Genomic DNA, 18,598 nt, shown 5'->3' with positions numbered 1-18,598 from the left:
AATTTTTAGTGCCTAACTCCTGAAAGCCTGTCATAAAAAAAAGCAACTCAGGAATTGAATTTGAAATCGTACGTTTAGTCTTACCACCAGAGAGTGAGCGTAGTGAGACCTTCGAGGCACTTATCCCGTTCATCGGGGTTAGACAACTCAATGCTGCTTGCCTCAAGCTATAGCTTGCAATCCGCTATTTATCATTGCTTTTACAACGTTAAGATCACAAAAGACTGGCTGCTCAAGTCTCAGCTGGGCAGATAACAACGCTGGTTGTATAAAGGCTTTAAAAAAAGACTTTTTTCGTACTGTGGATAAAAATGCAAAGGCACCAAGTATCTGCAGATTTCTCTGTAATGCCAGAGCATGGTATTCATTTCTGAATGTAGTTCGATCAATATCTACATACTCAGATATATGATTCAGATACATTTCCAAGAGCTCTTCCTGTACCTCATAACTCAAAGCACAATAAGGGTCAATGAGTAAGGAAGCAAGATCATAACCAAGAGGTCCTCGTCGCCCCCCTTGAAAATCGATAAAGTTATACCCTTTTGGGTTCACCATGATATTTCTTGACTGAAAATCCCGGTGAAGAAAATAGTTCGCGTTTGCCGTAGCGGCAAGATCCGCTATGTTTTGAAAATCTTCATCTACTCCGGGTGGTACCGACTGCTGCAACAAATCTAACCAAAAGGCTGTAAGAAAGTAACCAGACTCCCGGCTCAACATCAATTCTTTATTGTAACATCTTGTGTCCCAACACCAGTCAGTATTAAAATCAGCTGAACCTGCGACCTGCATATGACAGAGATTCTTAACAACCTCCGTATATAATTCAACTATCTGTCTATCATTCACTCGTAAGCCATTACCTGGAGTGACAAGACTATGGAGTCGCTGGTCCCCAAGGTCATCAAATAAAAGCATGCCTGACTCTTCATCCCAACCAAAGAGTTCAGGTACCGCACAACCCTTTGCACGAAGATGATTACCGATAAACCAGGCTGATTTTGATTCCCTAACTTCATTATCAGTCGTTGTAAGGGGTGCTGCAACAACACACAGAGAACGATCTAAAACCTTACAACGCCAGAAACGCCTCGTTGAGCCATCACTTGCAATGGGAGTAATTTCAATTTGCCCACTGGTGGCCTCTTCCTGACTGACAAGGCCATGCTCCTGCAAAAGATCAGTTGCAAGGGAGATTATGAATGAATCGCTGTAGGTTTTCATGTAAAGAATTTAATGGACCATTAAGAAAATGCACAAAAATCGATTATTCAAGCCCAGATGAAACAATCGTATCACTAATTATCTTATCACCGTGGATTTCAATATCATCCCAGACGACACATGCTTTGAGTTGACTCTTATCGCCAATACTTGCCTCGCCAATACATACCCAATCATCAAGCTGCAGGTGCGCTGGAAGCTTTGCCCGTTTGGCAATACAGTAAGGTTTTCTCACCGGCCCAATCTCCTGCCAACATGGAATTGTTTCTGTTAACAAACCTTTATGTAGATCAAGATAATCATCAACTGTTCCCATATCTGTCCAGTAACAGTCATCAACCCTAAAACTGTCAATATCTACGCCTTTTTCCAGTAGCAATCGATAGTGATCAATAATACAGGAATATTCTCCCAATTGGATATCTTCAAAAAGTTGAGGTTGAACAACCTGCAGACCAGTATAAGCAAGCGTCACAGCTCCTGGGCTCTTAGAGAAGGCTAAAACTTTCTCACCATTCATTGCCACCGTATTAAACCTTGAATAATCGTGCATCCCAAGGGTAATCTGGTTGCCGCCCGCTTGGTGATACCTGTAGAGTTCTTTGAGGTTTACGGTGTGATAAATATCACCATTACTGATAAGAATTGGCTCATCTCTCATATGGGACAAGGCACCTCGAATCCCTCCTCCAGTCCCAAGAACAACCTCTTCTTCAATGATTATCACACCATCAATCCCATTAAGAGCCACAACTATCTGATCTTTTAAATGATGACAGTTGACAATGATACGATCAAAACCGAAGTTTTTAAGTCTTTCAATGGTCAGTAACAGCAGCGGAGTATTAAGAATTGGAAAAAGAGGCTTGGGCCGGATGCTGGTATGGGGAAGCAATCTGGTGCCTAATCCTGCCGCCAAGATCATTGCTTGCATATGAGCTCTCCACCTAAGATATGTACCTTAGAAATTCATATGATGTTACTATTAATGAAGTTCGTCAAAGTAATAATCCTAGCTTATATCCCGTGTACTGGGGTTAAAAAACTATATAAGGAATACTGCAATATCCAATCTATCCTATCACGAGTGTGCCGTCTTCTTTCTCTCTTACACCAACAACAACGATACCGGCTTTGTTGGCCTCCTGGACCATTTTGTCCCGGTCAAAGAGTAAAGATTGCCCGGCTTCGACCGCTAAAACGGCCCCTTTAACCTTCTTTAGAGTATCTATAGTAGTGAGACCGGTAGCTGGTAGATCAAAACGAAAATCCTGACCAGGCTTTCTCACCTTAACCACTACACACTTTTCCTTAGCAAGTAGTCCACCGCGTAAGATTGTGGCATCAGTCCCCTCTATTGCTTCTACAGCAACAACTGAACAGTTTCTTACCACTACACACTGTCCAATATCCATGGAGCCTATGGCCCTGGCATTCTGCCAACCAAACTCAATGTCCTGACGCTGCTGTTTATTTGGTTTGTTTTTTGTCAGCACGCCTTCAGGAAAAAGCAGATCCTGAAGGTACAGCGTAGACTCCAGAACGTCGATTCCTTCAGCTTCAATTGCACCGGCAAGTGCACGCAATATAGCATCATCCTGCTTACGATCGATCTTATTCCAGAGAGTGAGTGCCTTAAAGTCCGGCAACACATCACGAAAAATTTTCGTTTTAGTAATGGTCCCTAAGAATACAGTCTCTTTTACTGCCTGTTCTTTAAAAAAAGACAGGAGCTTTCCAAGCTGCCCCAGTTTAACCCAGCACACCGCATCTGCTGCCTCAGCGACACTTTCTTCAGTCTCACCCTTATGGGCAATGACCACAACCCTGCGACCTGCCTTTTGGGCAGCTCGGATGAACAGCTCTGGGAACTGTCCACCGCCTGCAATAATTCCAATATTTTCCATAGACGAGTTCATACAGTGGATATCAATCCTCTACCGTCTGCTTCACAACGCCACGTTTGGAGTCTTCGAAGAATTTGACAAGGGTCTGCACTTCCGGGCATTCAGGAAATTCATTTTTTGCAACTTCAATGGCATCCTTCATCAGAAGATTGGGAGAACGGAATATAATACGAAAGGCCTTATCAAGATTTTGGATAGTCTCACGTTTAAACCCATTACGTCTCAGACCAACCTTATTTATTCCAGAAATCCGGGTACGATTACGGGTACCGGCAATGATTACAAATGGAGGAACGTCAAGACTCAAGCCAGACACACCTCCAATATAACTAAAGGTTCCAATACGACAGAACTGGTGAATGGCGACAAGCCCACCAATGGAAGCCCTGTCCCCTACTTCAACATGGCCTGCGAGTGTTGCAACGTTAGCCATGATTACATGGTTGCCAATTTTACAATCATGGGCCACATGGGTGTAGGCCATAAGCAGATTTTCATTGCCAATTGTTGTTTTCTTTCGACCGGTTGGAGTTCCCCTGTGTATTGAAGCGTACTCACGGATCTGATTATCATTGCCGATTATGAGCTCAGTGGGTTCGCCTTTATAACCAAGGTCTTGGGGTGCGCCACCAACCATGGCAAAGGAACCGATTAGATTTCGTTCACCTATGGTGGTAGGCCCGGAAACAACTGCGTGGGCACCTACAACAGTGTCAACGCCTAAGGTCACACCTTTTTCAATTACTGCATATGGACCAACTTCAACGGATGAGTCGACCTCTGCCTTGGGATCAACCACTGCTGTGGGATGTATAGCCATGATGATATATTTATATGTCGTAGAAGGATATCTACATACTCCGATTATCTATATATTAACCCCGAATACGGAGAAGTACGCCGGGATAAGAGCCCATAAGATCTCTCTGAATTGGCTGTTTGTACATTTTTTCTTTAGAACCTGGCCAATTAAACATCTATTATTATGGCTCTCTTATATAGTGTAAAGCACTAAAAGCTGTCTTCCTTAACTGCTCAACAGACCTAATGCAACTATTTTCGCTCTTTTTACGAAAAATTGATACCATTTATAGACCTGTTTTCACATCTTTTAGTGCCTTACTTCTGAAAGCCTGTCAAAAAACAAGAAACTCGGGAATTGTTTTTGAAGTCCTAAGTTTAACCTTACCACCAGATAAGTGAACGTAGTGAGACCTTCGAGGTACTTATCCCATTTATCTGGGTTAGTTTTTTCAGGTGAAAGATGCCATGAGTTCGGCTTGAGCTACAACCTGATCGTCTACAGTCGCTTTGGCTGACATCATCATGATTGATCTCTTTTGCTTGATCAACTCCAGAGTGAAAATCAATTGATCGCCTGGAACAACAGGTTTTCTAAAGCGGGCTTTATCAATGCCTGCAAAAAACAATAGCTTATTACCAATGGCTTCAGGATTAGCATAAAAAGCCATTATCCCTCCAACCTGCGCCATACCCTCTAAAATCAAAACTCCCGGCATTACAGGCCTTCCAGGGAAATGACCCTGAAAAAACGGCTCGTTAATTGTCACATTCTTAAGACCAACAATTTCTTTGCCCATCTCAAGGGACAGGATACGATCCACCATGACAAAAGGATATCTATGGGGAAGTAATTTTAGTATCTCTACAATATCAATATTTTCTGGAATTACAACATCACTCATGAAACCTATTCTCCTTTTACTTATCTGTTTCGCTGCGACCTTCCATCGCCTCGATTGCTTTACGATTGCTTCGGGCCAGTTTTTGCAATTCTGGCAATTTATTAAATACAGCGCAAGACTTCGCCCATTGTCTAATAGGAATTGCCGGCGCTCCACCCACAACTGCGCCCTTTTCAAGATTTGTGTGAGCGGCTCCCCTTGCAGCAATCATTACCTGATCACCTATATTAATATGTCCGGTTGTCGCAGCCTGCCCGCCCATGACTACATTTCGACCAAGGGTGGTTGAGCCCGAAATACCAACCTGAGAAACGATTAAACTGTTTTCACCAATAACGACATTATGGGCAATCTGCACCAGATTATCAATTTTACAACCTGACTTAATCCAGGTTTCTCCATAGGCCGCGCGGTCTATACAACTGTTCGAGCCTATTTCAACATCGTCGTCAATTCGGACAATCCCTACCTGAGGGCGTTTTATATGCTCTCCCCTCTCATTTGCTGCATAGCCATAACCATCACTGCCTATTACTGTGCCGGAATGTATGGAGACACGGTTACCGATTTTACAACCCTTATAGACAGTAACATTTGATCTGATGACACAATCATCACCGATCATAACATCATCACCAATAACAACACCAGGCTCAAGCGTTACCCGCTCACCGATCGTCACCCGATCACCGACAACCACAAGGGCACCTATGGTTACTTCAGAACTAATTGAGCCATTCTCGCCAATCACCGCACGTTCATGTATACCTTTTGCAATAAAGGGTGCCTGCAGAAAATAGTTATGTACGTGGGCTGAGGCAAGATATGGATCTTTTACCACAATAAGGGCTATATCAACATCACACGTTATTCCTTTTGGCACGAGCACCGCTCCGGCCCCGGTAGTCATCAGCTGACCTGATTCTTTAGCCTTTACCAAAAATGATATATCACCAGATTCAGCCTGATCTAAGGGTGCAAAACCCGTTATCTCAGCACTTCCATCACCAATTACCTCACCACCGACCAACTTGGCCAGATTATCAACAGTTATAGTTTTATTTTCCATTGTCTTTCTCTTAATACAAAAAGTAGTCTGATCGTAATGTATCAAATTCCTTAAGTGGTCCGCTCCACTCATTTTCAAGATCTATTATAGATTCGCCAGCCTCCAGCCGTATCCGTATATCTTTGTCTCCAATAATGAGATCCATGGGTAGGCGTTTATATTCATACTCATAGGGAGGTTCTTTATACTGAAAGTCTTCAGGGTACAGAACGTATACAGCCTGCAGCAGGGCAAGACTTGTTCTGTACGGCATAAAAGTATCGCTGTTGGTAACATGGACTTGAAAACCACAGCAGGCGGACTCTGCCCATTTACCCGAGGTCGGCTCAAAAACGACAGGCCTTAGAAAACATCCCGGAAGTTCTGTTTTCCCCAAATATTCAAATACTTCATTGTGTTTCCAAAATGGAGCACCTACAAACTCAAAAGGCTGAGTTGTCCCTCTTCCTTCTGAGACATTGGTCCCCTCCCAGATAACCTGACCCGGATAAACAAGGGCACACTCAGGCGTAGGCATATTAGGAGAAGGAGCCACCCAGGGAAAGCCAGTCTCCCTGGAAAGACTCTCTCTTGCCCACCCCTTAACAGGTATAACAGAAAGATCGGCCCCGATATTAAACTCTCTATTCATTAAAAAAGCGAGTTCACCCATGGTAAGTCCATGTCGCATTGGTAGCGGATACAGACCCACAAAAGAGGTACAATCATCCCTAAGAATATTTCCTTCAATATGCGTACCGCCAATTGGATTAGGTCTATCCAGAATAACAACTTTTCTACCCGTCTCGGCAGCTGTCATCATACAATAGGCCATAGTATACATAAAGGTGTATACACGAGTCCCAACATCCACCAGATCAATCAGCAACACATCAAAAGAGTCATACATCTCTTTTGTTGGTTTTCTAAGATCTCCATACAAACTAAACATGGGCAATCCCGTTTGAGCGTCAACACTATGATCAGATTCAATCATATTGTCCTGTTTTTCTGAAAAGAACCCATGCTGGGGAGAAAACAGACAAGTGAGCTGTTCCCCATATTTTTGTTGCAGGGGTATACGCCCCTGAACGAGAGAACTGGTGGTCGATGCCTGGTTAGAAAGATATGCAATCTTTCGTCCCTCAAAGGCGTAATCAGAACTGTCCAGCAGGACTTCAAGGCCAACACGAATCATAGTAATGTATTGAAATATTGATTATAATTATTGTTAGTATAGAGCAATTTTCACAGAACTAACCCCGATAAACGGGATAAGTGCCTAGAAGGTCTCACTACGTTCATTATCTGGTGGTATTACTAAATGTACGATTTCAAATTCAATTCCTGAGTTTCTCGGAGTCTACGCTACCTGTTTTTTTATGACAGGCTTTCAGGAGTAAGGCACTAAACAGGGAACGCTATTCCTAGTCGGTTGCTATCATAATGGGGAGAAAGAGAAAAGTCAAAACGACGATACTTTGTTCACGTCTTTTTCTGTTGATTCATAAAAGAGTTACAAGCCATGATGAATTATATTGCTCTTTTTAATCAGCATAATTCAAAGACTGCTTTCCTGTCATGGATTCAATATTAATCTTCCATACAGCAACAGCGGTAAGTGGTATTCCTTCAAATGACCATTTTTTATCAGAGTATTGTTTCATAATACTTTGTAAACCAATACTTTTACTCGTATCACTCGTCAGCTCAGTAACCTCTCCAAAACCAACCACCGATTGAAAGTTAAATGACCATTCACAAGGGTTTTCATCGTGGACTACAAGTGCAACATTATTTTCAATCTCAAAGCAGACCTTTTTGTTTGCGGCAAGGTAATCGAGTTTCAAACCACGTTTTGAGTAGGTATGAAAATAGATAGCCTCACCATCATATCCATAGGAAACTGGAACAATATAGGGCTGATTATCTTTCGCCAAAGCTATTCGACACACCATCCCATTTTCTATCACCTCAGAAATTGCGTCCCTTCCGCTGATCTCTTTATCTGTTCGTCTCATAATAATTCGTAATTTTTCAACGTATCACTGCACCGATCTCTTTAATAGCACAATGCAATACGGGCTATGTGTTATAACTACTTCCACACAGAATGCGGAGCCTCTGCTGCTTGCCCCCGATATTGTATCTGTAGCCCTGCTAAAAAATTTCGCAGCACCTGATCTTTACATGCTCGATAGTTCTTGTGCCCCTTTTTCCTGAAAAAGGCACTCAATTCAGCTTTACCCAGGCGCAAACGTGCAAGAGATAGTAATTGTATTATGTCATCATCGCGTAGGTTAAGAGCAATTTTTAGCTTCCGCATGATAAGATTGTTGGATAAAAACTTTTCCGGTACGACCTGAATTCCTTCCCTTTTTCCCCGCTTCTCATTAATAAAACCATTCAGAAATTGAGCCAACATAAGGTCAGAGCAGGCCAAAAAATCCGGGTCATCATCTTTTTTAAGCCAGGAACTCACCTCAGCCCTTGTCGCCTCGACATCAGCTAGGCCAAAGATTGCTATCATCTTTGAGTCACTCAAATCAAAAATGTAACGTATTCGTCTTAAAATATCGTTATTTCTCATACAAAAGCCTTATTTGCTCAACCTGAACTTTCCAATCTATAAACAAAAAGAAAGACCGGAGAAGCGTAGATGATCAATGAATTTATACAGCCCCAAATTCCTTTTCATACCCCACAGTAAAACTGTGGTCCACAGCATCACCTAAGCGAAGAAAGTTACGATTATTCTTGGTAAATGGACAACGAGGATTATCACACGGCCTAAAACCGAAACGTTCATAGTAGTGGGTTTTACCAAGCACAAAAACAGTGTTCTTTTTAATAACATCCTGCCGTAGAGCAAATCGTATAAGTTCAGCAGCGATACCCTGGTTTTGATACTCTGGCTTTACCGCGACGGGAGCTAGATGCAAACCACAGAAATCTTTACCATCATATGCATTAGTAAAGGCAATATAGCCAATCACCTTGTTAACATGGATGCAAACCCAATCTTCTATATATGTATTATTTTTATGGAGTTTTTCGACAAGCTTAACCTCATAATTACTGCCGGTAAACGACTGTTTCAGTAGACCAATCGCCTTTGGAAGGGTTTCTTCTGTAACCTTACGTATTTTCATCTCTATCAGTTCGGAAAACTTAAAATATTATTGTCTTGAGTATTATAAAATTTCTTTTACCCGACCAACTGCACCACTTTCCAGCCTCACCTTAATACCATGGGGATGACTGGGGGATTTGGTAAGCAGGTCCTGTACTATCCCCCGTGTCAATGTGCCGCTGCGCTGGTGCTGCTTGAGAACAATATTCACCTCAGCGCCAATTTTAATATCTTTTCTCGTTCTACCATCCATTATCTATCCTCGCACTGTATTGAAAGCAGAAAGCAGTTCCGACTCTTGATATTTTAAGAGCTCCATCCTATCCCGCTTACTATCAGAATCCCTTACACGTTTAATCACAGCTATCTCGTTGATATATACGAGAGGTAAGCCTGCAGCTTTGGTACCATACAAAACATGTTTCACATACCAGCAAAAAGGTAATATGACGAGGATATAATTTTGAACAAAACAAAAAGGTTGGGCCAGATAATCGCAGACACCGAGAAACCACTTTTGCAGGTGGCTCGTTAGAATTCGATACCTTTCTGGGCCTTAATTCCTTCTTCGTAGGCATGCTTTAGCGGTTCCATTACCGTAACAGTATCGGCGACCTCAATGAGCCTGGGGTCAGCGTCCCTCCCGGTGATAATGACAGAAAGACGTTCTGGTTTAGTTTCTAGAAGTTTGACTATCTTTTCTACTTCTAAAAAATCATACAGTGGCAGATAGGTAATCTCATCTAACAGAACCAAATCATATTCATCACTTGCCACCTTTTCCATGGCCAATTGAAACCCTTCACGCGCAACCGCCCTGTCTTCCTCTATGTTTTCTTTTTTAAAGACAAACCCTTTGCCACATATAAACCAGTCAAGGTTGTCAGTTTTTTCAGCCATGAGCCTCTCACCATACTTCCCCTGGCCTTTTAAAAATTGAATAACACAAACCTTCTTTCCATGCCCCAACGCACGAAAAACGGTTCCAAGTCCAGCTGTGGTTTTACCCTTACCATTGCCCGTATTGATAATTATTCGACCCTTTGTTCCCATGGTGGTTCCACCCATTATGATAATTTTATACTGCAAATAGTATTAAAAAATTAGTTCAATTTATACTACTTAGTCAATGACTTGAACGATGGCAAGAAAAGACGGCCAATCGTATGATTTTGGCGATTCAAAGGAAAATAGATGGGAGGGGGAGGGATCTCATACCGATCAACAGAGATGGCTTATGTGGTGGCCCACAAGTTCTCCTGATCCTGAGTGCAGGCAAAGCCTGGTCCGTGTACCATAAACAAGGTATTCTTTTTTGTTAATTATGTCTCTTGCCACATAGTGATTTACAATGTTTTGTGGGATTGCGTCAATACTCACCCCCCGTGCAAGCGCTAGAGCCGCCTTATACTTCATGCTCCGTTGCCGAAAGTAGCTTGGTTTTGCTCTTCCACAGGCAAGGCTTATTACTGTTGTATCATCTATGGATCCTGCCTTGATTTTCTTTTGAATTGAGCAGACCATATCAACGATGGCCAGTGTATCTATATCATCCCAGCCGGAATCACGAAACACTTTCTGCTCAGAGTGGGGAAGTGAAAATTCAAGGGAGAGCCGTGCTTTAATTGCCCCCTCTTGTAATTGTCTTAACGTACAAGGAATACCATCTTCGAGAAGAACCATTTTTTCTTCAAGGGCAACGACTCCCGGATGCACAATTGTGCAATCTTCCTGGTTTTCAAGAATCTTTCCAAGATCATGCCATTCAATCATTCCACGCAATATGCAGGGTGTGTCCTCGTTAATAGTGATAAAAGATAGCTTATTGTTAAAAGAAAGACACCATCGTATTGTTGCATCAAAAACCGGACCGGCTGTTTTTTCTAAAAGTCGTTGGTTATTTTTAAATATTTGTTCCATTGAGCAATCCTAATATCGCGACCTTTTAAAGACAAAAGAACGTCTTCAACCTCAAAACTCCTTCATAAAGTTTCCAAAGAAAAATTACATTCCCTTTTTCGATACCTATAATTAGCCGCAGCAACTGATAATTATACTACAATTTTAGATATTCGATTAAAAACATACATTTTTCACCAACACGCATTCTCTTCCCTCTCCTACTGGTGCAAGATGTTATTGTTTTATAGCTTAAATAGCTGTATTGATTAAAACGTATTGGAACTGTTTTATCTGACCCATTAACAACAACATTTCAAATGAGTTCGTATGAGTTTTAAAGTTGCCATAAACGGTTACGGTCGTATCGGCCAATCGGTACTTCGAGCGATCTATTCATCTCCATTTCGTTCTAAATTTTCCATTGTTGCTATCAATGAACTTGCAGATATAGAGACACTCACCTATCTCACCAGATACGACACAACCCATGGCAGATTCCCCTACCCCTTATCACACAGTGATAACATTCTACGAATTGGAAACGAGGACTCCATTGTAATTTTAAGTGAAGCAGACCCTAAAAAACTACCATGGAATGAACTTGGAATTGATCTGCTTTTTGAGTGTTCCGGCACCTTTGAAGACCGTGAAACGGCTGAACTCCATTTACAGAGCGGCGCCCAAAGAATCCTGCTTTCACACCCGGCAACACCTGCAGTAGACTCAATCATCGTACATGGATACAACGAAGATGAGCTCAAAGCAGATCATAGAATTGTTTCCAACGGATCGTGCACAACAAACTGTATTGTCCCGATCCTCGACATCCTTGATCGAGAGTTTGGCATAGACAGCGGTGTGACTACAACAATTCACTCTGCGATGAATGATCAACCGATTATTGATAGCTACCATCGCACAAACCTCCGTCTTACACGGAGCGCACTTCACTCAATTATTCCTGTGGATACAAGTTTATCAAAAGGAATAGACAGACTCATGCCCCAGCTCGCAAACCGTTTCGAATGTCTCCATGTTCGGGTACCAACCATAAATGTGTCAGCCATGGACATCTCACTTAATGTGAAGATTCCGGTTACCGTGGATCAAATTAACCAAGTGATACATAGTGCCGCTTCAGGGCCACTTAGGGGGTTAGTTGGTTATACCGAAGAACCCCACGCATCCGTCGACTTTAATACTGATCCCAGATCTTCTATTTTTGATGCAAGCCAGACCAAGGTGTGCCGCGATACACTCGTTAAAATTTTTTGCTGGTTTGACAATGAATGGGGGTTTGCCAGCAGAATGCTTGATGTTGCCAACAAATGGCTCAGCCTACAACAATCACCCAAAAGGTAATACAACCTAAGGACCTAAAGATATGCAATGGAATCTAGAGAACATTCGCTTTCTTCACCCACCATATGACTTTGTTGGCTCATTTGATAATAAGCACATGCAACAGCGCCATAAAGCTATGCAGGATCAAAAAGTACAGGAGATTGAGGCAGCCCTTGAGCTTGCCAAACTTCCAGTCGAAGCTATGAATGTTCTCAACCCCACTGAACATATTACCTTTGTTCATAATAACCTTGAACAGTTCAGAGCAACCGACAGTCTCGAAGCAACAGTGCTTAGACTATATTACCGAAAAAACAGTCCATTTGCCCCTGCAGGACGCTATGACACATGGCTGGAACTACTTGGTCTCTGCGACAGAGACCTGTTGCTTGCCCAGGGCAAACCATTTCCCCAGGAAGGGAGTATCGCCTACAGAGGATCTCTTACAAATATCGAATACGGATTAAGCTGGACCACCGACATTCAGGAGGCCAAGTGGATTCTTAACCGCTGGGCTGATAAGGAGATGGGAGGAGGTACTGTCTATTCAGCACACATTAGCGTAGAAGACATACTTATATATAAGGTGGATGAGAAACGACAAGAAGTGATACTAAAACCGGAATGTATTAAAAAGATACAGCCAGAGATTATAACTTCAGTCGCAGCGTGATATTATTTCACAAGTAAAAATCATATTCAATTCGGGGCTGACTTACTCAAAAGAGTCAGCCCATGCTAATGCCTCAACGTAGAAATCTGTAACACAGGCATCCGTTAAACCGAGTTTTTTCTGGGCAAAACGAAACGATACCCAATTACCCGCTTCATACGTCTCAATCAATCGTACAAAAGCAAAGAGGTCACCCTTTCTCCCCACAAGTGCTTCTTTCAGACTGTCCGACAAGGGCATTTTGCTGATAATATTTTCAATCTTTTGATCAAGCATTGCATCAAGCGACATAAATAGTCCAAGAAGAAATAACTCACTGCTATCCTTTTTCAGCTTGATACCGACCTGTTCTAAAAATTTGGCCCGAATAATAGATGCCCTGATAAGTTCTCCAGGTTTATTTTCAGATAGTTTGCTGGTGGCAATAAGTGACACAAACATCTTAAAACCATTTTCACCAAGAAAAGTGATTGCCTGTTTAATTGACGACAGAGGTTGTAGCCTTGAGAAATGAGATGAATTTATATATTTCAGTAACTTATACGTAATAGACACATCCTGTGCCACCAGTTCGGCAAGTGAATCAACATCAAATTCTTCCGTATTAATTTGTGAGATAAGCCGCATTAGTCCCATTTGTGAAGAAGAGAGATCTTTATTCTTCAACACTTCGGGTTTCGAGAAAAAATAGCCTTGAAAATATTCGAATCCTAGCTCTACAGCCTGATGAAACTCATCATAGGTTTCAACTTTTTCTGCCAGAAGCTTACAATCGTATTTTTTTAGAGTTTCAACCATTTTCCCCAGAGTTTCTACTGGAGTCAAACGAAAGTCGATTTTTACAATATCACTAAGGTGTAATAACTCATCAAACTGATTTGAATAGACAAAATCATCCAAGGCAAGGGAGTAACCATTGTCCTTAAGATCCTGACATGCCTTAACGATATCAGAACCCGGACCAACGTCTTCCAATATTTCCACCATCATTTTGTCAGGCGGGAAGAGCTGGGGAGTACCGTTTAATAACAGATCTTCTGTGAAGTTAATAAAAACAAGTTTACCAGCCCCTATTTTCTCAATCCCTACGGTGAAAAACGAAGAAGACAAAAGACTGGTCGTAGCAGTCTCACCATCAATATCTGGAAAACCGTTAGAATCACCAGAGCGAAACAGCAACTCGTAGGCATAAATTTTTTTATTGATATCAAAAATAGGCTGCCTGGCTACAAATACATCCATTACCTTCTCCAAACGAGAACAATTAACTCGAAAAGTTGTTAGACAAAGAAAATCAAATGTTACGAGATCATTTACAATTTAATCAACAAATACAGTGTATCATCAGGAGTGCAAAACACAAATTTTTTATCATAAATATTCATGCCTTGAAGAGAGATTCTACGATAAATCATCAAAGGATCTTGTCGTTATAAGGTAACGCTTTGAAACAGCGTGATAGTACAGATACAGGTATAAAATATGATGAGACGAATATGACGAATCTGACAAAAGTGGTAATGTTATAGGGATCAGATACGTCATCTAAACTGAGAAATCTTCACCCTATGACTTATTCTAAACAGGTATGATCAAACTGATTTTGCCGCCTCTTTTTCATACATACTGACAGCTTTGTTCATTTCTTTGAGCAATAAAAGATTCTCACGTGAAAGCAATGAAATCTGTTCTTGAGTAATAGCAGAAGGGCCTATCTCAGCGGCTGCAACGACTAAAGGTTTGAAGGTTTTCCATAAGTCCATAATCACATACAACTGGTTCGCAGTAACTTCATTAGTAGTTTTCATGAGATTCAGACCTTCATCTCCATTTATCAGTCCAAGTAAGGTCCGCTCAAAAAGTGAATATGTGTTTTTGAGGCGTTTCTGATTATCTGCTATTTTATGGCCGTAGGCTATAAGCAAATACTCCTTACTCATTTTTTGCGATAGCATTCGCTGCTTACCTGACAAATTAATAGATACGGCAAGGTTTGGATTCGACTTCAACCCTGCCTTTGCCGCATCTTTTTCATACATGGTCACACATGCGGCTGCTTCTTTTAACAGCTGTAAATTCTTTTCTGCAATTTGCCATGCTTGGTGATCTGTAACTGTTTTATTTTTAATAATTTCCTGGATAGGTGGGTAGAAGTTAGCCCAAAGTAGCTGTACTTTTCCCAGTTGCATTTTTATTAGAAAATCAACTGTCGGAGGGAGATTTAAATCTTTATCACCATCAATGAGTCCAACAAGCGTTTTATCAAAAAGGGAAGCTGTTGCCTCAAGACTTTTCAAATTGTTTTCAACGTCATTATTCCTTGCAATAAGCAACACCTCTTTACTCATCTTCTGAGTAAGCATACGCTGCTTCCCTGACAAATTTAAAACAACACCATATTCTGCTGCTGTGGGACCCTTTGCAGCAAAACAACTGACTGGCAAACCAAGAAGTAAACTACATAGTAGTGCAAAGGTTACAAGAGAGCAAAATGGGTGTATGTGTTTTTTCATTACGATTTGTCCTAATTATTATACTGTAGCGTTTGATATATCCGTCCAATTTTGAGCACCACGGCTACTTTTTCCCCTGCAAAAGGTTCGGAAGCACACAAAGGTTTGACCATATAACAACACATGGTTACATATCATTAAACAGAAGTGCCTACTAGCAATATCTAAGCCAACAAGGATGATTAAAAAGAAGCCTTACAGCATGAGAAGAATACCAATATCATAACGTTTCAGTGTTATTTATACTTAACAGATATCGAAATTGAAATTACAATGGTACAATCTTAGTTACTATTTAGTAACCCACTTCACCAGCTTTCTTTGGTAGGACCAATGCGCCATCATAATGGATGATCATCATATAAAGGACAACACGCCTGTTAGTGGCAGACAAAGATAATATTAGTTATGAGATAACATGTGCAGATGCTCGAACAATGAGTCTTCTCATTGTTTGAGCAATAAAATCTGTGGGTAGGCGGCAATACCTGACAGAGGAATAAGGCAAACCACCCAAATGTTACTATACAAATATTCCTATTCCACATTACCCTGCCCTCATCATCTCTTTAAAAATGACTGGATTCTTTTCTGGGTTGATTCAGCTCCAAGCAATTCAGTGAAGATATGCAATTCCGTATCTATAAGCTGGGGGATATCTGGTAACGAAGCCCTCATAAGCGATTTGGTTGCAACAAGTGATTCCAAGGGTTGCTTTATAAGTTGCGATAAATAACTCTCTAAAACTTCGCTCAGTTTGTCCGGTTCTGATACAGCATTGACAAGGCCCCAACTTTTTGCCTCATCAGCTGTAAAAAACCGGCCAGTCAACAACACCTCTCTTGCATGTTTTTGGCCTATTATTATTGGTAATATTGAGCTAGCACCACCTTCCGGGCTTACACCTAAGGTTGTAAATGGTAATCGAAATCTTGCCCGACTAGAGGAAACAACAAGGTCACAGTGGAGCAGGATCGTTGTACCAATACCTACTGCGACACCATCGACAACTGCTATGAGCACCTTCTTTAGTGTTGCGACCGTCTTAAAGATATCTCCAACATATTTCATAAGCTCTTTATGATCAGTACCGATAAGATCGCTCAGGTCATTTCCCGATGAGAAATGCTCCCCTGCTCCTGTTAGGACAATGACATTGCACAGAGAAGAATTATCAGCAACCGTGAAAGCATGTATCAACTCTTCGTAGGTTTGCATTCGTATAGAATTGAGAGTCTCTGGTCGGTTAATAGTGATGGTTGCAACATTATTATCATAGTTTAAGCTAATATCCTGGTAATTCTCTGTAGTCACAGTCTCTTCTCCTTTACAAGATTTTTTTAATGGAGCTAAAATCGTATCATCCAATTCTGTACAACACACTTTAGAAGCTAGTCCAATATTTTACCTTTATACTCAAGTTACGGCAGTGTATCTTGTGCTCGTCCACGAAATGACCATCAACTTTGATAATTCATAAATATACTTTTACAAACCATATTAAAATCATAGTTACGTAAATATGCACGAAAAACCTATACATAACATCGTTCTCACCGGGTTTATGGCCACCGGTAAAAGCACAGTCGGCAAAAGTCTTGCTCAAACACTTCAACTTAAGTTCGTTGACACAGACCAACTTATAGAAGCAAAACATGGTATCTCTATTCCTGAAATCTTTACGCAATTTGGAGAAAGTGAATTTCGACAGATGGAAACCGACATTGCTCGCGATCTATCAGAGCAGGAAGGACTCGTTATTGCAACGGGTGGAAGGATGATGCTAGACCCTGTCAATGTGAAATTACTCAAGTTAAAAGGACAGGTCTTTTCTCTCGTCGCAACAGCCGACGAAATCTTAGAACGACTGCTTAAAGATACTAATAATGAAAGGCCGCTACTTGCTGTAGCAGATCCTAAAGCGAAAATTTTGGAGCTTCTGGAAGAAAGGAAACTTGGGTACAATCAATTTCAAACTGTGAACACAAGTGGGAAGGAAGCCACAGAAATTGCAGATAATATCCTAAAACTACTAAAAAAGTAAATCCGAGAAATAGATACACTAGTAAAACACCCAATATTTGCATCCACAATGATGCTACGTGCCCATGAAGTTGCGGCACGTAGCGTTCAAAACCTTATGAAAAGAGATTATCGTACATACCGACATTAAAACCAATATAGTAGACATTGCCAATTTTCAATGCTGGTGCTCTTAGATTACCTGTACGACCGGTTATCTTCTTGATGATTTCATCTTTTTCAGCAGAGTTGGGATCAAATTCCAGTGTTTTTTGTCCACTGGCAACCACAATTTTATCAGCTGTCTTCACCAAGTCCCACGCCTCATCACTTTGGCAGGTTTGTTTTTTGGCGTCTACTTCAGTCTCTATTACTACATTTTTCTCTTCTGTAACCGTCCAGGCTTTCTTACACGATACTCAGCCCTTACGCATATATGCCCAATCTATTTTCATAATTATCTCCTTATAGTATGCTGTTATTATCAGATTATTCTGCAGGGGCGGTGAAAACCCTTTTACTGAGTTCCATATCCATAGCAAACATTCCTGCCGAATCACCATCTATCATTTTCATCCGCTCAAACACCTCTCCCACACTTGCCTCTTCTTCAACCTGCTCTGCGACAAACCACTGTAGAAAGATATTTGCCGCATGATCTTTTTCAGAAAGAGCAATATCTACAAGATCATTAACAAGGGCTGTAACCTTGGCCTCATGCTGTGCTACCTCCTCAACAACCACTACAGCAGATTTCCACTCAGATTCAGGTTGATCAATGGATGTTAACTCAATTTTTCCACCGCGCTCTAAAATGTAATCGTAGATTTTCATTGCGTGGGAGAGTTCCTCCTGGGCCTGAACACGCATCCACGATGCAAAACCAGAAAGTGATCTTTCACTGAACCAGGAAGACATAGAGAGGTAAAGATAGGATGAAAACAGTTCTGCATTAACCTGGTCATTCAACGCTTTGCACATGTTGTTACTGATCATAATAGATTCTCGCTTAAGTAATTTGAATTTCGATGTATTAAAATATGTTTAACTCTAGCGTTTAACACTAAGTATCAACCATCTCTATGCCACACAAGAATGAAAAATAGTATTGTGACATGATTAC

20 protein-coding genes and 1 pseudogene are annotated in these 18,598 nt (G+C 41.2%); 3 read left to right on the top strand and 18 right to left on the bottom strand.

The window, feature by feature from the left end; translation table 11 throughout:
* Positions 1 to 162: 162 nt before the first annotated feature.
* The 13 genes from ACX6CI_RS06050 to ACX6CI_RS05990 form a co-directional block, all read right to left on the bottom strand.
* Positions 163 to 1,227 (bottom strand): aminoglycoside phosphotransferase family protein, encoded by a 1,065-nt coding sequence (locus ACX6CI_RS06050; protein WP_458777264.1) that lies wholly within the window; start codon positions 1,225 to 1,227, stop codon positions 163 to 165.
* Positions 1,228 to 1,270: 43 nt separating this feature from the next.
* Positions 1,271 to 2,161 (bottom strand): nucleotidyltransferase family protein, encoded by an 891-nt coding sequence (locus ACX6CI_RS06045; RefSeq protein WP_458777263.1) that lies wholly within the window; start codon positions 2,159 to 2,161, stop codon positions 1,271 to 1,273.
* A gap of 139 nt (positions 2,162 to 2,300) precedes the next feature.
* Complete coding sequence (locus ACX6CI_RS06040; protein ID WP_458777262.1) at positions 2,301 to 3,134, bottom strand: LpxI family protein; 834 nt, start codon at positions 3,132 to 3,134, stop codon at positions 2,301 to 2,303.
* A gap of 22 nt (positions 3,135 to 3,156) precedes the next feature.
* Complete coding sequence (gene lpxA / locus ACX6CI_RS06035) at positions 3,157 to 3,954, bottom strand: acyl-ACP--UDP-N-acetylglucosamine O-acyltransferase (protein ID WP_458777261.1); 798 nt, start codon at positions 3,952 to 3,954, stop codon at positions 3,157 to 3,159.
* A 433-nt stretch (positions 3,955 to 4,387) separates the two neighbouring features.
* A complete protein-coding gene (fabZ, locus tag ACX6CI_RS06030) occupies positions 4,388 to 4,840 on the bottom strand; it encodes a 3-hydroxyacyl-ACP dehydratase FabZ (RefSeq protein ID WP_458777260.1) in 453 nt (150 codons plus the stop codon).
* Between the two features lie 16 nt (positions 4,841 to 4,856).
* Entirely contained in the window at positions 4,857 to 5,909 is a 1,053-nt protein-coding gene (gene lpxD / locus ACX6CI_RS06025; protein ID WP_458777259.1) for a UDP-3-O-(3-hydroxymyristoyl)glucosamine N-acyltransferase, read from the bottom strand.
* 10 nt (positions 5,910 to 5,919) lie between these two features.
* Positions 5,920 to 7,086 (bottom strand): exo-beta-N-acetylmuramidase NamZ family protein, encoded by a 1,167-nt coding sequence (locus ACX6CI_RS06020; RefSeq protein WP_458777258.1) that lies wholly within the window; start codon positions 7,084 to 7,086, stop codon positions 5,920 to 5,922.
* Positions 7,087 to 7,435: 349 nt separating this feature from the next.
* Positions 7,436 to 7,909, bottom strand: coding sequence for a pyridoxamine 5'-phosphate oxidase family protein (locus ACX6CI_RS06015; RefSeq protein ID WP_458777257.1), 474 nt, complete (start codon positions 7,907 to 7,909; stop codon positions 7,436 to 7,438).
* A 77-nt stretch (positions 7,910 to 7,986) separates the two neighbouring features.
* Positions 7,987 to 8,478, bottom strand: a complete 492-nt coding sequence (locus ACX6CI_RS06010; protein ID WP_458777256.1) for a YehS family protein — start codon at positions 8,476 to 8,478, stop codon at positions 7,987 to 7,989.
* An 82-nt stretch (positions 8,479 to 8,560) separates the two neighbouring features.
* Entirely contained in the window at positions 8,561 to 9,040 is a 480-nt protein-coding gene (locus ACX6CI_RS06005) for a GNAT family N-acetyltransferase (protein WP_458777255.1), read from the bottom strand.
* Positions 9,041 to 9,082: 42 nt separating this feature from the next.
* On the bottom strand, positions 9,083 to 9,274 hold the full coding sequence (locus ACX6CI_RS06000) for a YwbE family protein (RefSeq protein ID WP_458777254.1): 192 nt from the start codon (positions 9,272 to 9,274) through the stop codon (positions 9,083 to 9,085).
* 278 nt (positions 9,275 to 9,552) lie between these two features.
* The gene (gene cobO / locus ACX6CI_RS05995; protein WP_458777253.1) at positions 9,553 to 10,074 is read right to left on the bottom strand and encodes a cob(I)yrinic acid a,c-diamide adenosyltransferase; all 522 of its coding nucleotides are present in this window, start codon (positions 10,072 to 10,074) and stop codon (positions 9,553 to 9,555) included.
* A gap of 168 nt (positions 10,075 to 10,242) precedes the next feature.
* Complete coding sequence (locus ACX6CI_RS05990; RefSeq protein ID WP_458777252.1) at positions 10,243 to 10,941, bottom strand: hypothetical protein; 699 nt, start codon at positions 10,939 to 10,941, stop codon at positions 10,243 to 10,245.
* A gap of 309 nt (positions 10,942 to 11,250) precedes the next feature.
* Here ACX6CI_RS05990 and ACX6CI_RS05985 point away from each other — a divergent pair, with 309 nt between their 5' ends.
* Complete coding sequence (locus ACX6CI_RS05985) at positions 11,251 to 12,285, top strand: type I glyceraldehyde-3-phosphate dehydrogenase (protein WP_458777251.1); 1,035 nt, start codon at positions 11,251 to 11,253, stop codon at positions 12,283 to 12,285.
* Positions 12,286 to 12,307: 22 nt separating this feature from the next.
* The gene (locus ACX6CI_RS05980; protein WP_458777250.1) at positions 12,308 to 12,940 is read left to right on the top strand and encodes a hypothetical protein; all 633 of its coding nucleotides are present in this window, start codon (positions 12,308 to 12,310) and stop codon (positions 12,938 to 12,940) included.
* A gap of 42 nt (positions 12,941 to 12,982) precedes the next feature.
* On the opposite strand, the gene ACX6CI_RS05975 is transcribed toward ACX6CI_RS05980, so the two are convergent.
* The 3 genes from ACX6CI_RS05975 to ACX6CI_RS05965 all read right to left on the bottom strand — a co-directional run bounded on the left by ACX6CI_RS05975 (position 12,983) and on the right by ACX6CI_RS05965 (position 16,767).
* Entirely contained in the window at positions 12,983 to 14,182 is a 1,200-nt protein-coding gene (locus tag ACX6CI_RS05975) for an EAL and HDOD domain-containing protein (RefSeq protein WP_458777249.1), read from the bottom strand.
* Positions 14,183 to 14,532: 350 nt separating this feature from the next.
* A complete protein-coding gene (locus ACX6CI_RS05970) occupies positions 14,533 to 15,453 on the bottom strand; it encodes a type IV pili methyl-accepting chemotaxis transducer N-terminal domain-containing protein (RefSeq protein WP_458777248.1) in 921 nt (306 codons plus the stop codon).
* Positions 15,454 to 16,014: 561 nt separating this feature from the next.
* Entirely contained in the window at positions 16,015 to 16,767 is a 753-nt protein-coding gene (locus ACX6CI_RS05965; RefSeq protein ID WP_458777247.1) for an enoyl-CoA hydratase/isomerase family protein, read from the bottom strand.
* A gap of 208 nt (positions 16,768 to 16,975) precedes the next feature.
* On the opposite strand from ACX6CI_RS05965, the gene ACX6CI_RS05960 reads away from it, so the two are divergent.
* Entirely contained in the window at positions 16,976 to 17,497 is a 522-nt protein-coding gene (locus ACX6CI_RS05960) for a shikimate kinase (RefSeq protein ID WP_458777246.1), read from the top strand.
* A 94-nt stretch (positions 17,498 to 17,591) separates the two neighbouring features.
* On the opposite strand, the pseudogene ACX6CI_RS05955 reads toward ACX6CI_RS05960, so the two are convergent.
* Together ACX6CI_RS05955 and ACX6CI_RS05950 are read right to left on the bottom strand one after the other, a co-directional pair.
* Positions 17,592 to 17,879: pseudogene (locus ACX6CI_RS05955) on the bottom strand (hypothetical protein); the annotation flags it as partial.
* An 85-nt stretch (positions 17,880 to 17,964) separates the two neighbouring features.
* A complete protein-coding gene (locus ACX6CI_RS05950; RefSeq protein WP_458777245.1) occupies positions 17,965 to 18,471 on the bottom strand; it encodes a ferritin in 507 nt (168 codons plus the stop codon).
* Between the last annotated feature and the right edge of the window lie 127 nt (positions 18,472 to 18,598).

It is taken from the genome of Desulforhopalus glucosivorans (assembly GCF_054397165.1).
Note: the sequence above shows the minus strand (reverse complement) of the source record. Positions and strands in the feature narration are given on the sequence as shown.

Excerpts from the sequence above, each read along its gene's own strand:
- ACX6CI_RS06000 (WP_458777254.1), bottom strand. The coding sequence starts at position 9,274 with ATGGATGGTAGAACGAGAAAAGATATTAAAATTGGCGCTGAGGTGAAT.
- ACX6CI_RS05975 (WP_458777249.1), bottom strand. The coding sequence starts at position 14,182 with ATGGATGTATTTGTAGCCAGGCAGCCTATTTTTGATATCAATAAAAAA.
- ACX6CI_RS06015 (WP_458777257.1), bottom strand. The coding sequence starts at position 7,909 with ATGAGACGAACAGATAAAGAGATCAGCGGAAGGGACGCAATTTCTGAG.
- ACX6CI_RS06010 (WP_458777256.1), bottom strand. The coding sequence starts at position 8,478 with ATGAGAAATAACGATATTTTAAGACGAATACGTTACATTTTTGATTTG.
- fabZ (WP_458777260.1), bottom strand. The coding sequence starts at position 4,840 with ATGAGTGATGTTGTAATTCCAGAAAATATTGATATTGTAGAGATACTA.
- cobO (WP_458777253.1), bottom strand. The coding sequence starts at position 10,074 with ATGGGAACAAAGGGTCGAATAATTATCAATACGGGCAATGGTAAGGGT.
- ACX6CI_RS06040 (WP_458777262.1), bottom strand. The coding sequence starts at position 3,134 with ATGGAAAATATTGGAATTATTGCAGGCGGTGGACAGTTCCCAGAGCTG.
- ACX6CI_RS05950 (WP_458777245.1), bottom strand. The coding sequence starts at position 18,471 with ATGATCAGTAACAACATGTGCAAAGCGTTGAATGACCAGGTTAATGCA.
- ACX6CI_RS05960 (WP_458777246.1), top strand. The coding sequence starts at position 16,976 with ATGCACGAAAAACCTATACATAACATCGTTCTCACCGGGTTTATGGCC.
- lpxD (WP_458777259.1), bottom strand. The coding sequence starts at position 5,909 with ATGGAAAATAAAACTATAACTGTTGATAATCTGGCCAAGTTGGTCGGT.
- lpxA (WP_458777261.1), bottom strand. The coding sequence starts at position 3,954 with ATGGCTATACATCCCACAGCAGTGGTTGATCCCAAGGCAGAGGTCGAC.
- ACX6CI_RS05985 (WP_458777251.1), top strand. The coding sequence starts at position 11,251 with ATGAGTTTTAAAGTTGCCATAAACGGTTACGGTCGTATCGGCCAATCG.
- ACX6CI_RS06045 (WP_458777263.1), bottom strand. The coding sequence starts at position 2,161 with ATGCAAGCAATGATCTTGGCGGCAGGATTAGGCACCAGATTGCTTCCC.
- ACX6CI_RS06005 (WP_458777255.1), bottom strand. The coding sequence starts at position 9,040 with ATGAAAATACGTAAGGTTACAGAAGAAACCCTTCCAAAGGCGATTGGT.
- ACX6CI_RS05990 (WP_458777252.1), bottom strand. The coding sequence starts at position 10,941 with ATGGAACAAATATTTAAAAATAACCAACGACTTTTAGAAAAAACAGCC.
- ACX6CI_RS05970 (WP_458777248.1), bottom strand. The coding sequence starts at position 15,453 with ATGAAAAAACACATACACCCATTTTGCTCTCTTGTAACCTTTGCACTA.
- ACX6CI_RS05980 (WP_458777250.1), top strand. The coding sequence starts at position 12,308 with ATGCAATGGAATCTAGAGAACATTCGCTTTCTTCACCCACCATATGAC.
- ACX6CI_RS06020 (WP_458777258.1), bottom strand. The coding sequence starts at position 7,086 with ATGATTCGTGTTGGCCTTGAAGTCCTGCTGGACAGTTCTGATTACGCC.
- ACX6CI_RS06050 (WP_458777264.1), bottom strand. The coding sequence starts at position 1,227 with ATGAAAACCTACAGCGATTCATTCATAATCTCCCTTGCAACTGATCTT.